Source organism: Hydrotalea sp. AMD (assembly GCF_004100315.1).
GTDB classification, from domain to species: domain Bacteria; phylum Bacteroidota; class Bacteroidia; order Chitinophagales; family Chitinophagaceae; genus Hydrotalea; species Hydrotalea flava.
This window is the reverse complement of sequence record NZ_SCKY01000026.1, coordinates 1-14182: the sequence shown is the minus strand read 5'-3', so window position 1 is coordinate 14182 and position 14182 is coordinate 1. Positions and strand designations below refer to the sequence as shown.

The 14182-nt window shown below is 36.9% G+C and carries 12 protein-coding genes; all 12 read left to right on the top strand.

What is annotated here, in order from left to right; translation table 11 throughout:
* The first annotated feature begins 125 nt into the window (after positions 1-125).
* Positions 126-3437: a SusC/RagA family TonB-linked outer membrane protein gene (locus EO766_RS15480; protein WP_074420516.1), complete on the top strand. Its 3312-nt coding sequence runs from the start codon at positions 126-128 to the stop codon at positions 3435-3437.
* 17 nt (positions 3438-3454) lie between these two features.
* Entirely contained in the window at positions 3455-5065 is a 1611-nt protein-coding gene (locus tag EO766_RS15475) for a SusD/RagB family nutrient-binding outer membrane lipoprotein (protein WP_218331075.1), read from the top strand.
* Between the two features lie 34 nt (positions 5066-5099).
* Positions 5100-5918 (top strand): glycerophosphodiester phosphodiesterase family protein, encoded by an 819-nt coding sequence (locus EO766_RS15470; RefSeq protein ID WP_074419669.1) that lies wholly within the window; start codon positions 5100-5102, stop codon positions 5916-5918.
* Between the two features lie 46 nt (positions 5919-5964).
* Positions 5965-7050, top strand: coding sequence for an alkaline phosphatase family protein (locus EO766_RS15465; RefSeq protein ID WP_074419668.1), 1086 nt, complete (start codon positions 5965-5967; stop codon positions 7048-7050).
* 5 nt (positions 7051-7055) lie between these two features.
* Complete coding sequence (locus EO766_RS15460; RefSeq protein ID WP_074419667.1) at positions 7056-7643, top strand: HD domain-containing protein; 588 nt, start codon at positions 7056-7058, stop codon at positions 7641-7643.
* A gap of 1 nt (position 7644) precedes the next feature.
* Positions 7645-8331 carry an HAD hydrolase-like protein gene (locus tag EO766_RS15455; RefSeq protein ID WP_074419666.1) on the top strand — a complete coding sequence of 229 codons (687 nt, stop codon included), beginning with the start codon at positions 7645-7647 and terminating at the stop codon, positions 8329-8331.
* Positions 8325-9605, top strand: coding sequence for a DUF5690 family protein (locus tag EO766_RS15450; protein ID WP_287101483.1), 1281 nt, complete (start codon positions 8325-8327; stop codon positions 9603-9605). The genes EO766_RS15455 and EO766_RS15450 overlap by 7 nt, the downstream gene beginning before the upstream one ends.
* Positions 9598-10728, top strand: a complete 1131-nt coding sequence (locus EO766_RS15445; RefSeq protein ID WP_074419615.1) for a TIGR03364 family FAD-dependent oxidoreductase — start codon at positions 9598-9600, stop codon at positions 10726-10728. The genes EO766_RS15450 and EO766_RS15445 overlap by 8 nt, the downstream gene beginning before the upstream one ends.
* 214 nt (positions 10729-10942) lie before the next feature.
* A complete protein-coding gene (locus tag EO766_RS15440; RefSeq protein ID WP_074419614.1) occupies positions 10943-11989 on the top strand; it encodes a DUF6588 family protein in 1047 nt (348 codons plus the stop codon).
* A gap of 148 nt (positions 11990-12137) precedes the next feature.
* The gene (locus EO766_RS15435; protein ID WP_074419613.1) at positions 12138-12743 is read left to right on the top strand and encodes an RNA polymerase sigma factor; all 606 of its coding nucleotides are present in this window, start codon (positions 12138-12140) and stop codon (positions 12741-12743) included.
* A 55-nt stretch (positions 12744-12798) separates the two neighbouring features.
* Positions 12799-13686 (top strand): FecR family protein, encoded by an 888-nt coding sequence (locus EO766_RS15430; protein WP_074419612.1) that lies wholly within the window; start codon positions 12799-12801, stop codon positions 13684-13686.
* Between the two features lie 28 nt (positions 13687-13714).
* Positions 13715-14182, top strand: a 468-nt coding sequence (locus tag EO766_RS15425) for a DUF4974 domain-containing protein (protein WP_287101481.1), incomplete at its 3' end; no start/stop codon positions are given.

Sequence of the window (14182 nt, the reverse complement as noted above, 5' to 3'; positions counted from 1 at the left end):
ATTGGTTAACTGTATGCTTCATTTTGCTTCTTTTGTTAAATATTACTTTACTATTTGTTAATATTCCCGCAATAATTCCATAACATTGGCCGGATAGTTTTGCCTTATAACTAAACATATTGTTTATGAAGCAAATTGTCCCCAAATTTTTCAGGCTACTGTTGTTTGTAACAGTTGGTCTGCTCACTGCTTCTACCGTTCAGGCGCAGAGTATGGTGCTAAAAGGACGTGTTGTAGATGCGGTTTCACAAACACCTATTGAAGGTGTTTCCATTGCTGTTAAAAAAACCAATCGAGGCACTACTACCAATGCGGATGGTGATTTTAGCATTTCAGTTGAAAAAAATGATGTCATTGAGTTTTCTTATGTAGGGTTTGAAAGTAAAAGATTGGTAGTACACAATGGCGATGCCGTTGCCATTGCACTGAATCCGCAAAATGCCGATTTAAGTGCGGTAGTTGTTACTGCTACAGGTATTAAAAAAGAAGCCAAGCGTTTGGGTTATGCAGTACAAACTATTGATGCTACCAAACTTACCAAAGCAAGAGAGGCCGATCCTATTAATGCTTTAAAAGGCAACGCTGCAGGTCTTGCCATTAATATCAATTCAGAAATTGGCCATTCACCCGGTATTATTATACGTGGTGAGAATGGGGCCAACGATCAGCCTATGTATGTTGTTGACGGGGTACCATTTACGTCGGATACTTATAATATCAATCCCGATGATATTGAAACGATTACAATTTTAAAGGGTCCTAATGCCGCCTCTTTATATGGTTTTCAGGGAAAGAATGGCGCCATTATTATTACTACAAAAAAGGGTTCTAAAAACAAGGGCCTGCATGTAGATTTTAATTCAAGCACACAGATTAACAAAGGATTTATTGCTTTGCCGAAATACCAGGATTTATATGGCCCCGGTGATAATGGTAAATATGCATTTGGTGGTGGTGGTTCCGGTCCGGCTAACTATCGTGGCGGCGGTGCCATTGGCGTAGGTGTTAACGATTATGATTATGATGTTTGGGGTCCTCAATTCAGAGGGCAGTTATTGCCGCAGTACGATGGTACATACGATCCTACACAAAATTATACCACAACTTTTGCAGATGGCTCAACTTATATTGGCCATGTACAGCCTACACCATGGATTGCCCGTGGTAAAGATAACCTTCGAAAATTTATACAGGCAGGATTGCTTTCCAGTAACAGCGTTTCTATTTCTTCTTCTACCGAAAAAACAGATGTACGTTTCTCTGTAGGTAATACTTATCAAAAAGGGATTGTACCCAACACGCAGTTAAACAATTTTAATGTAACTGCAAGTGTTACACAACACTTCAATCCAAAATTAACATTGAGTAGTTACATTAACTACAGCCGACAATCTACTCCAAATATTCCGGATGTACAGTATGGTCCAAACAGCATTATTTATAATATTATTCTTTGGGGTGGTGCAGACTGGGCGATGAGTGATATGCGAAATTACTGGCAACCGGGTTTAGCAGGTATTCAACAAAAATACGAAGAGTTTTATCGATATAATAACCCTTACTTTATGTCGTATGAGTGGTTAAGAGGCCACTATCAAAACAACATGTATGGTTATGTTTCATTGAACTATAAACCCACCAAAAATCTTGAATTTCAATTAAGGCCCAGTGTTTCAACTTATGATATGTTCAATTCTGAAAAAATGCCTTATTCTGCCGGTGCTTATGGCAGAGAGTTGCGTATGGGCGATTACAGAGAAGACCGAAGAGGACAATACGATTCATATGTGGATGGTCAGGTACGTTATAAAAAGAATTTATTCGGATTTTTAGATGTGGAAGCTTTGGGTGGAGGAACAGTGCGTAGCTTTAATTTCAACTCCAACTTCACTTCTACCAACTATTTGAATGTTCCGGGTATTTACTCATTTTCAAACTCATTGTATCCTTTAACAGGAAGTACATTCCATTCGCAAATGAAAGTGTTGAGTGCTTATTATTCCGTTGATCTGGGTTATAAATCTTACCTCATAGCCAACGTAACAGGAAGGGTTGATAAATCATCTGCTTTACCTGCCAATAACAACAGCTATTTTTATCCATCATTTAACCTGGCATCAGTGTTATCTGATTACATTAAATTACCAAGAGCCATTTCCTTCTTAAAAGTAAGAGGTTCTTATGCTGAAAGTAAAAGTGGAGGCACTAATGCATTCTTTACTCCCGATATTAGTGCAACACCGGCAGCAGGTTATGGTTACAACTGGTATTCTCCCTATGGCGGCCCTAGTTATCAGTTCTCACAGCCTTATACTTTAAGCCCAACATTTACCAATCAGTTAAGCAATAGTGCCAGCTATACCAACCAAACAGTAAGTGCCAATATACAAACAGCTGAACGAAAAGCTACAGAATTTGGTGTAGACATTCGCTTCTTAGATAACAAATTAGGATTGGATGTAACCCATTATCACTATCTGAATACAGGTATTGTAAATCAGGGAACTTCAGCAGCATCCGGTTATTCTAGTTTCTTAACCAATGGTAATGCTTATACCAATGATGGATGGGAATTTACCATGAATGCCAACCCCATTAGCAATGCCAATGGTTTTAGTTGGAATGTAGTTGCCAATGTATCTACTTATGTAAAAAAATGGGTAAACAATTCTAATCCAAACAACTATTCAAAAAATGGTACCCGGGTTGATTTAGTTTACGGTAATGCCTTTGTGCGTACACCCGATGGTAAAATGGTGATTGATCCTGCATCAGGCCTTTATTTGCGTTTTTCAGATTTAGGTTCTTCTGCACAAAAAATTTATGGCCACTCTGATCCCAATTTTCAATGGGCAGCCATCAATACCTTCAGCTATAAAAACTTTGTCCTCCGCTTTCAGTTTGATGGAATGGTGGGAGGTGTAATGGAAGATTATGTTCGTAAAAAAACACTGCAGGGTGGAAGACATATTGAAAGTGCAACAGGTGCATTTGGTGTAGCCAGACCTTTTGATGAGGCCAACATAGCAGCCTATACCGGACAAGGCGTTAATTTAACCGGAGCACCAATTAGTTTAGACCCCATTACCGGGCAAATTAATAATATGAAAAGTTTAACCGAAACACAAAATACTACCAAAAGCCAGGTTCAGCCCTTTGTTACCCGTATGGCTTCTATCCCCGATTTAGATATTATTAAGAAAACGTATGCTAAATTAAGAGAGGTTACTTTAACTTATAACATTCCGGCAAACAAACTGAAACCTACTTCATTTATACGCGGAGCGAGTGTTTCACTGGTGGGTAGAAATTTACTGTACTTCTTCCCCAATCGGTATAAAGATTTAGATGTAGACCAGTATACACAAGACAGTGGTTCCGGTCTTCAAACACCTACCACCAGAAGTTATGGTTTTAATGTAAACCTATCCTTTTAATTCATAAAGCAAATTGTATGAAACAGATAAAAAATATTTCTCTTTTTTTATTGGGTGTTTTGCTGCTGGCTTCCTGTACTAAAAAAATTCAGGAACTTCAGGCCGACCCCAATAAACCTACCAGCGTTCCTGCGGGCTTAATTTTAGGAACGGTATTAACAGATATGGCCGGAAATGGCAGTGCCGGTTCTTTAGGTGGCCTCAATTCCTGGAATAATGTGCACAACTGGAACCAGTATTTCTGTAATAACTACGACTATTATGGAAATAATATTTACTCTTGGACCAATGGTTCGTTTGACCCCTACTTAGTTCTGAAAAATGTGGTACAAATGGAGCGTGAGGCTGTTGTAAAAGGCGCTTCATCTGTTAACCCTTATGAAGCAGTAGGCAGATTTATTCGTGCTTATTACTTTTACAATCTTACTTCTTTGTTTGGTGATGTTCCATTAACACAGGCTTTACAAGGTTCCGCAAATCCTACCCCGTCATATACCCAGCAACAACAGGTGTTTGCTTATATATTGAATCAGTTAGATACTGCCAATACACATTTTGCAACATTAATTGCCAATAACGATCAAACATTATCTGCCTCACAAGATTTGTTTTATCAGGGCAATTTATCAAAATGGCAAAAATTGGTCAATGCTTTTAAGTTAAGGGTGTTGATTCAGTTAAGTTCAAAAACATCAGATGCAACTTTAAATGTTGCTGCACAGTTTGCAAATATTGTCAATAATCCTTCCAAGTACCCCATCTTCACCAGTCAGGCAGATGATATGGCAGCAAAATATGATGCTACTTATTTGCAATATCCTTTCAATCCCAGCAATTTCGGTTCTATTGCACAGCGTAACAACATGGCCGATACTTATGTAAAAGCTTTAACCACTATCAACGATCCCCGTGTGTTTGTTACCTGCGAACCGGCATGGGCATTGGTTGGAAGCGATACCTTACAGCCTGCTAAATTTCAATATTTTGTGGGTGCCAGCACAGGTTTACCACTTTCAATTATGTATGGTAATGCTTCTGCCAATTTATACTCCTTTCCAAACCGTAAAAGATATTATTCAACTTTTACCGGTGAACCTGATGTATTGGTTGGTTTTAAAGAACAAAACTTCAATATTGCCGAAGGTATTGAAAGAGGTTGGGTTTCAGGAAATGCAGAAAGCTATTATAAAACAGGCATCATTGAGTCGATGAAATTTTATGGCATAGATGTAACACAGCCCGGCTTTAATGCTTACTTTCTTCCTCCGGGTAAAACATCAACCACACAGGTAACACCTTATAATGTTTCGTTCAACTTTGCCAATTATTATGCACAGCCTGCAGTACAACTTTCTTCAAATCCGGCAACTGCTATACAACAAATTGTATTGCAAAAATATATTGCCATGTTCCAAAATTCAGGCTATGAGGCATATTACAATTGGCGCAGAACAGGCGTTCCAGCTTTTGAAGGGGGCAGTGGTGTGGGTAACAATGGCATTATTCCAATCAGATGGGCTTACCCGGTTTCTGAACAGGCACAAAATGCCGCCAACTGGAAAACTGCACTACAAAGCCAGCAATTTTCAGCCGATGATTTGAACCAAAAAATGTGGTTGTTGAAATAACTTTTTTGATGCATTAATGATAAAAGTGAAAAATGTGTATCAATATATTGTACTGATTTTGGTAGTTGGTTTTAGTAGTAGTTTTTCTGTTCAAGCGCAGAAGAGGAATGGGGCACTACCTCATTCCTCAACTGCTTTTGTTGTAATAGCGCATAGAGGTAACCATGTGTTTTATCCTGAAAATACCATTTCCGCAATTCAAGCAGCTATAGAGGCAGGTGCGCAATATGTTGAAATAGATTTACGAGAAACCATTGATAGTGTAATGATACTCATGCACGATGCAACAGTTGACAGGACAACAAATGGTAAAGGTGCGGTGAGCAGTTTGGGTTATGCACAAATTAAAGCTTTACATACAACGGCTAAAGATGGGCAATTATATACTATCCCGTTATTTTCAGAAGTATTACAACTTTGTAAAAACAAAATCAATATTTACCTTGATTTTAAAAATGCCAATGTTGCAAAAGCATGGAACATGATACAACAGGCAGGCATGCAAAATCAAATTATTGTATATCCCAATACCTTACAACAATACCATGAATGGCAAAAGTTAGCACCACAAGTACCTATCATTACCAGCGTACCCAAAACAAGTTCAACAGAAAAAAAATTAAATAAATTTTTTATAACCATGCATGTAGCTGTTGTAGATAATTTGTATGATGAAAACTTAATTAAAATAGCCCATGTAAATCATGTAAAGGTTTGGTTAGATGTAGAAAGCCCACAAGAATCAACAGCAATTTGGGATAAATTTTTGAAAATGGGAGTGGATGGTTTACAAACCGACCACCCGCAACAACTATTGAAATACATAACTCAAAGGCAAATGGAGCTTGAATAAATTCAATGAACGAATAGCTAATATTTAATAACTTTAAAACGCATTTATGAAAAGAAGTATGATTTGTTTGGCAATTTTATTAGCGGTTTTTTGTACAAATCCGTTATTGGCACAACGTAAAACTGAAAATGTGGTTATTGTAACCTTAGACGGATTACGTTGGCAGGAAGTATTTAAAGGGGTAGATTCTTATTTATTGGCCGACAAAAACTATATGCACGACAGCGACTATATAGCTGAAAAGTTTACAGCGGTAACACCCGCTGAAAGCAGGGCTAAATTATTTCCTTTTCTTTGGTCTACTGTTGAACAACGGGGACGGCTTTATGGCAACCGTTTATATGAGAATGATATGAACGTAGCCAACCGCTACCATTTTTCATATCCGGGATACAATGAAATAATGACCGGTTATCCAGACACAACGGTTAATTCAAACGATAAAATCAAAAATAAAAACGAAAATGTTTTAGAGTTTTTGAATAAGCAGAAGGGATTCAACGGAAAAGTGGCTGCCTTTTCTACCTGGGATGTGTTTCCTTATATTTTAAATAAATGGCGGAGTGGCATTTATGTAAATTCAGATACAGATACCTTGCATTTTAAAAACAGTAACTTAGCATTAATTAATGATATGCAGTTTTTAACGGCACAGCCCTTGAGTGTGCGCCCGGATATTTTAACTTATATGGCAGCCCGCGAATATCTGAAAGCTTATCAGCCAAAGGTATTGTATATTGCTTTCGATGAAACCGATGATTTTGCACATGGCGGAATGTATGATCAGTATTTAAAAAGTGCACATGCCGAAGATGCCATGATACACGATTTGTGGAACTATCTGCAATCCAATCCTGTATATCGTAACAAAACCACTTTAATTGTTACCTGCGATCATGGAAGAGGTGATGTAAATAAAGATAACTGGCGCAGTCATGGTTCACGTATTCCGGAATCTTCACAAATTTGGATGGCGGTAATGGGGCCGGATATTACACCGGAAGGAGAAGTAAAAACACACATGCAATTGTATCAGGAACAAATTGCTGCTACTATTGCGGCTATGTTGGGATTTCATTTTACAGCCAATCATCCCGTTGCAAAACCAATTGAGCAACTGTTACAAAAATAAACGGCATGAACAAAGAACAAATTGAACAAATGGCCCATGAAATAATTGAGTTATATAAAAAATATGGGCATGAAGATTATATAGGTGAGCCGGTTTCACAATTAGAGCACATGTGCCAATGCGCTCAACTGGCTGAAGAAGGCGGGTATGATGATGAGGTAATATTGGCTGCTTTCTTTCATGATATTGGGCATTTATATGAACACATAATGCCCGAAGGGAGTGCTGCCGGCCATATGGATAATTTTGGATTGGTGGATCACGAAAAATTAGGTGCAGCCTATGTTTTGGAAATGGGTTTTTCTTTGAAAATTGCAAAACTGATTGAATCGCATGTAAATGCAAAAAGATACCTAACTTATAAAGATCCCGAATATTATGCACAATTATCTGAAGCCAGTAAACAAACCCTTCAATTTCAGGGAGGGGTAATGTTACCTGAAGAAGCTGCAGCTTTTGAAGCAGATCCCTTGTTTCCATTATATATAGCACTACGCCGTTGGGATGAACAGGCCAAAGTAACCAACAAATCATTACCCGATTTAGAAACTTATCAGCAGCGCATCATAGAACACTTAAAACAACAAAATTAATATGCCCATTCAATTAGTAGTTTTCGATATTGCAGGAACAACTGTAGCCGATCATGGCAACATCAATCAAACTTTTAGAGATGCTTTTCAGGCAGCAGGATTAAACGTGCAACCGGATGATGTAGATAAAGTAATGGGGTATAAGAAAATAGAAGCCATTGAAATTATTCTGCGCCAATATAAACAACCTTTATTGCCCGGCCATAGCATCGAATCTATTCATACCGATTTTACCAATCGTATGGTGCATTATTATGAAACAACACCATCCTTACAACCATTGCCTTTCGCAGAACAAATTTTTTCCTGGTTAAATAATTTGGGTATTCAGGTTGCATTAGATACCGGATTTACCAGGCCTATTACGGATGCAATTTTAAACAGATTACATTGGAATCATCATCCCGATATTGCTTGTGTAGTTTGCAGCGATGAAGTGCCCGAAGGCAGGCCGGCACCCTATATGATACAATCTATTATGGAAAAAACCCGTGTGCAGGATGCTAAAAATATAGCAAAAGTAGGTGATACGAAGGTAGATGTATTAGAAGGGCGAAATGCAGAATGTGGTATTGTAATAGCCACTACAACAGGCACATATACCGAGTTGCAACTGCGTACCTATGCTCCCGATTATATCATTCATTCACTTAATGAACTTAAGGGAATTATACAACCGCAATGGTAGTAAATTATATTAAAAAGCATCGGGAGTTTTTTGTAGCCTTATATGCTGCCGTAATTACTTTTCTTACCTATGCAACGGTATACGCCTTCCGTAAGCCTTTTACAGCCGGTACATATCATGATATGCCTGCAATTTTTGGATTGGCGTATAAAGATGCATTAGTAATTAGTCAGGTATTAGGTTATATGTTCAGTAAGTTTTATGGTATTAAATTTATTGCCGAGCTTAAACATTTTGGAAGAGGCAAGTTAATATTAATGTTAGTAGGTGTTTCGTGGTTGGCACTTTTGCTATTTGCCATTGTGCCGGCACCATACAATATTCTTTTCTTATTCATCAATGGCTTCCCGTTAGGAATTATCTGGGGAATTGTTTTTTCCTTTGTTGAAGGAAGAAAGGCAACCGACTTTATTGGAGCAGCATTAGCAGTTAGTTTTATTTTCTCCTCCGGTTTTGTAAAATCGGTAGGTAAAACTTTGATGGTGCAATTTCACATTAAAGAATTATGGATGCCTTTTGTAACCGGATTGGTTTTTGCTATACCCATGATAATACTGTTATGGTTATTAGAAAAAATTCCGCCGCCAACAGAGGCAGATAAAGCACAACGCGTTATCAGGGCTTCATTAAACAAAGCAGAAAGAAAAATCTTTTTTAAAAATTTTAGTACCGGATTGGTGCTATTGGTATTAGTATATGTAATATTAACGGTGTTTCGTGATATCCGTGACAATTTTGCGGCAGATATGTTCCGCGAAATGGGTTTTGGTAAAAATGCTGCCGTATTTACTGAAACAGAAACGCCCATTTCAATTATTGTCCTGATTTTGATTAGCAGTATGATATTTATTAAAAACAATGCACGTGCTTTTTTTATAACGCATTATTTAATTATTGCCGGTTTTATGATAGTCGGTATCAGTTCCTGGCTTTTCTTATATCAACATTTACCGCCATTGTATTGGATGACGCTGGTGGGTTTAGGTTTGTATGTGGGCTATATTCCCTTTAACTGTATATTATTTGATAGAATGATTGCCACTTATCGGTATATGGGTAATGTAGGTTTTTTAATGTATGTGGCCGATTCGTTCGGATATTTAGGAAGTGTAGGTGTAATTATACTCAAAACATTTTTTAGTGGACATATGGAATGGTCTGTTCTGTACGGAAACGGCGTTATTATTTTTTCTGTAATAGGTGTTGCAGTTACCGCCATTGCTTTGTACTATTTTAAATCGAAATATAATAAAATAAATATTGTGTATGCCTAATCAGTCTGCAATTGTAATTGGCGCCGGTATTGTTGGGTTGGCAACGGCAAGGGCTTTGAGTTTAAAAGGATATTCCGTTACTGTAATAGAACGTAGCGAAAAAGCAGTTGGTGCATCCATTCGTAATTTTGGAATGGTTTGGCCTGTAGGGCAACCCGATGGTGTATTGTATAACAGAGCCATGCGGAGTAAGGAAATTTGGAAAGAAGTGGCAGATAGTACCAATATATGGTATAGAGAATCCGGCAGTTTACATGTTGCTTATTATGAAGATGAAATGCAGGTGCTGGAAGAATTATTTGATACCTTTCATCAAAATGGGAGGCCGGTAGAGTTAATGCGTAAAAAAGATATTATTGAGGAATTTGAAGGCGTAGTTGAATTGGGTTTATTAGGTGGTTTATACAGTGCCACTGAAATGGTGGTTGATCCACGTAAAGCTATTGCAACCATACCTGTTTATTTATCAGAATATTTAGATGTTCAGTTTATTTGGAGCAAGGCCGTGAACCGGGTAGAATCGGGTAAAGTATGGATGGGGAATGAAACCCTGCAGGCCGATTTGGTGATGGTATGCAGTGGTGCCGATTTTGAAACTTTGTTTCCCGAGGCATTTGCGGCGTTGGCTATTACAAAGTGTAAGTTACAAATGCTTCGTTATAGTGCAGGTAATGATGGTATGCATATTGGTACTTCATTATGTGGCGGATTATCTTTAATTCATTACCAAAGCTTTAAAGCCGCCGCCTCTTTGCCACAATTAAAGGCAAGATATGAAAACGATATGCCCGAATATTTAAAATGGGGTATTCATGTAATGGTTTCACAAAATGATGAAGGCGAGCTTACTGTTGGTGATACACATGAGTATGGCTTAACACTCGATCCGTTTGATGCTGCACATTTAAACAATCTGGTAATACAATATTTACAACAGTTTGCTCATTGTACCAACTGGACATTATTGCAAAGCTGGAATGGCATTTATCCTAAAATGACCAATGGTGATACCGAAGTATTTTTTAAGGCCTTGCCGGGTGTATATGTTTTAAATGGATTGGGCGGAGCAGGAATGACCCTTTCGTTTGGTTTGGCTGAAGAGAAAATAAACGAAATTGTATAGCCTTAAGAAATTTTTATTGTTTTATAAAATATTTTTCTCTTTCAAGCAGCATAATACAGCTTGAATTTCTCTTTTTCATGTTATTTGCATAAAAAATATCAATAATCATCAATTTGTAGTATGTTTATCATGATATTTATTGCTGTTGAACTATTTTAGCGCTTTCATTTGCTGTATCAAATAAACACTATTTTTAAATTTTAAATGTGTTGATATGAAAAAGATAGCCCTGCTATTTATTACCGTTATTGCTATGTTGCCATCTCATGCACAAGGTGTTGCTGCGGCCATTGCCGATGCCAATAAATTTGTTGGCAATTATTTACAACCTTTTGGCGAAGGAGAAATTTACAATATGAATCGCGGCTGGTATAGTACGGCAAGGGCTCATAAACTATTGGGTTTTGATCTTTCCGTTAGTTTACAGGCTGCTGTAGTGCCAACCGATAAACAAAATTTTACATTTAATAATGCTGATTATTCAACCTTTAAATTAAATGGCGGTGCAACGAGCGCCAGTCTGCCCACGTTTATGGGAGGCAGCTCATCACAAAGCATTCATGTAAATGTTACCGAAAACGGACAGCAGGCGTACACCGATTTTACAACCCCAACCGGTATAGGAAACGATTTTAAAAAGAATATTTCATTTTTGCCGGTATCTGTTCCACTGCCGGTAGCACAGGTGGGCATTGGTATTTTTAAGCATACCGATTTAAAAGTGCGTTACTTCCCAAAAACAGATTTAAGTAATGTTTCAATGGGCATTTTTGGCATAGGCTTGCAGCATGAATTTTCTAATTACCTGCCATTTCTTAAAAAAGTGCCATTTCTGCATTTGTCGGCTTTGGCTGCCTATAACCACCTTTCAGCCGATTATTATCCTAATTTAACCAATTCCGGTTCTGTTCGAAGCAATAATGCAGATTTGAAGTATGATATCTCTGCCTATACTGTTCAGGCCATTGCATCTGTAAAATTTTCATTTTTAGAAATTTACACAGCTATAGGTTATAATTCGGGTAAATCTAATATCAATGTAAATGGTACGTATCAGGCTACACTAAATACCAATTTTCCACCGCCGAATAACACTGTTACCATTAATGCTACCGATCCATTGGCAATGTCGTATACAGCATCCGGTATTTCAAATACATGGGGGGTTCGTTTCAATTTATTTATTCTAAAAATTTATGCCGACTATACTTTTGCCAAATACAATGGTATTGGTGCAGGGGTGGCATTTGCATTTAGGTAATGAAAGCCGGTATTTATTTGTAAAATTTAAGTAGAGTTAAAATTTTTTGAAATTGAAATGGATGGGCTTGAATAATACAATGGCATTTAATATTGATTATACCCACGTATCGGTTTTATAAATAGAGAATAGTTACTTTTATCCTGTAATGCTGCAGGATAGTCATAATAACGAACAATTATTGCAATGGTGGAGGGCAGCCAGAGAAGGTGATGTGCATGCATTTAAAGCACTGCATCATCATTTGTTCGAAGGGTTGTATGCGTATGCCTTGAAGTTGCTGGATGATGAGACCCTTTCAAACGAAGCAGTGCAGGATTTGTTTGTGAAATTATGGGTCAAAAAAAAGTCACTTCATTCCATACAGCAGGTAAAGCCATATTTTTATGCTGCTTTGCGAAAGCAGATTTTAAATTATTTTCGCGATTTAAAATTAAAAAATATTAAAATACAATTCTTTCAACAACCCAATATTGAATTTTCTCCGGAAGAAATTATTGTAAAAAAAGAAAGTGATTTTATACTGCAACAAAAAATTTCAATTCTTTTAAATCAGCTGCCAAAAAGGCAAAAAGAGGTAATTTACCTTCGTTATTTCGAAAATATGGACAATCAGCAAATTGCTGAAATTATGGGAATTAATTATCAGTCCGTTTCAAATCTCACGCAAAAAGCACTGCATAAGCTTCGAGATGCTAAAATGTTATCTACCCTCATTTCATTATCTTTTCTTTTTCAGTTTGTGAAAAATTAATCCTAAAAAAAGGGTATAAAAAATAAAATCGAGTGTCTTACACTAAAAGATTGCTATGCCCGATAATTTTTGGGAAGAAAATAGTGGCGAAAATTTTCCTTTTCAATTCAGATACAAGCCTTCAACTGAAGCTCAGCGAAATGCCAACTGGTCATCTATCGAAAATAGAATAACCGGTCAGCAGCTTCGATCCATTTATCCTATGCTGAAGCACATTCTTATCGCTGCAAGTTTTTTTCTTTTAGTTGCCCTTACTTATTTTTTTGTGAATCAAAATTTGCATAGTACTGAACAGTATGCTATTGTTCAAACCGGTTTTGGTGAAATGAAAAGAATTGTTTTGCCCGATAGTACTGAAGTAATGATGAATGCAAATTCAACTTTAAAAATTCCGGCAGTTTGGGCTGATGATGCGCAACGAGAGGTATGGATAAAAGGGGAAGCTTGGTTTCATGTTCGAAAAAAAACAGTAACAAAACAGAATTTTATTGTGCATACGCCACAAACCAATGTTGAGGTTTTGGGAACTATTTTTAATATAAAAGACCGCAGAGATAAATCAGTGATTTCATTAGAGGAAGGGTCTATACAATTAATTACCGACAAAAATAAAGTACTCACGAAAATTACTCCGGGACAGGTTGCTATTGTAACAAAAGATAAAAAAATGAGCGTAGCGTCTGATAATAATGTGCGCTTTAGAAGTAGCTGGCAATTTAATGAATATCATTTTGAGCATACCAGCATTACTGATATTGCCGAGATGATACAGGATAATTATGGATACCACACTGTGATTGATGCAAAACTTATTACAACAAAATTTTTAACCGGAGATCTTACAGCAAAAAGCATTCAGGATTTTATTAAGGTAATATCTGTTGCCATGAATGTAAATATTGAAATGAAAGGAAACACCATTTATATATATCCCAAACAATAAGCATTTTAATTTTTAAAACGATTGTATTATGAGAAAAAATGTAGGAAAACTACTGCTATTGCAGCTATTACTATTTTCCATGTCTATTGGCATTGCCTTTTCAGAAACGCCAGTTCCTTTTAAAAATGGTACGCTTTACCATACAATCAGGAAAGATGATACCAATAATACTAAAATGTTGGTGGATGTTCTTTCGGAACTGCGAAAGGTTTATCAGGTTGATTTTGTGTATGAAAGTAATACATTGCCCGACACCAAAGTAGCTTTTTCAATTACTAAATTTAAAAATGTAGAACAGGCGTTGAACAGCATTTTAATACCATTGGGTATTCATTATAAAAAAGTTCTGGATCAAACCTATGTTTTATTTAGTAAAAACACTAAAATTGAAACGCTCAAAGATTTGATTAATAATCCACAAATTTTACAAGCCCTTTATCAGGATCCAAATTTTACAAATGCTTCGGTACAGGCCAATGTAATAACCGGTACCGTT

Coding starts and splice junctions, on each gene's coding strand:
- EO766_RS15455 (WP_074419666.1), top strand. CDS start 7,645: ATGCCCATTCAATTAGTAGTTTTCGATATTGCAGGAACAACTGTAGCC.
- EO766_RS15440 (WP_074419614.1), top strand. CDS start 10,943: ATGAAAAAGATAGCCCTGCTATTTATTACCGTTATTGCTATGTTGCCA.
- EO766_RS15435 (WP_074419613.1), top strand. CDS start 12,138: ATGCTGCAGGATAGTCATAATAACGAACAATTATTGCAATGGTGGAGG.
- EO766_RS15460 (WP_074419667.1), top strand. CDS start 7,056: ATGAACAAAGAACAAATTGAACAAATGGCCCATGAAATAATTGAGTTA.
- EO766_RS15480 (WP_074420516.1), top strand. CDS start 126: ATGAAGCAAATTGTCCCCAAATTTTTCAGGCTACTGTTGTTTGTAACA.
- EO766_RS15465 (WP_074419668.1), top strand. CDS start 5,965: ATGAAAAGAAGTATGATTTGTTTGGCAATTTTATTAGCGGTTTTTTGT.
- EO766_RS15475 (WP_218331075.1), top strand. CDS start 3,455: ATGAAACAGATAAAAAATATTTCTCTTTTTTTATTGGGTGTTTTGCTG.
- EO766_RS15445 (WP_074419615.1), top strand. CDS start 9,598: ATGCCTAATCAGTCTGCAATTGTAATTGGCGCCGGTATTGTTGGGTTG.
- EO766_RS15450 (WP_287101483.1), top strand. CDS start 8,325: ATGGTAGTAAATTATATTAAAAAGCATCGGGAGTTTTTTGTAGCCTTA.
- EO766_RS15430 (WP_074419612.1), top strand. CDS start 12,799: ATGCCCGATAATTTTTGGGAAGAAAATAGTGGCGAAAATTTTCCTTTT.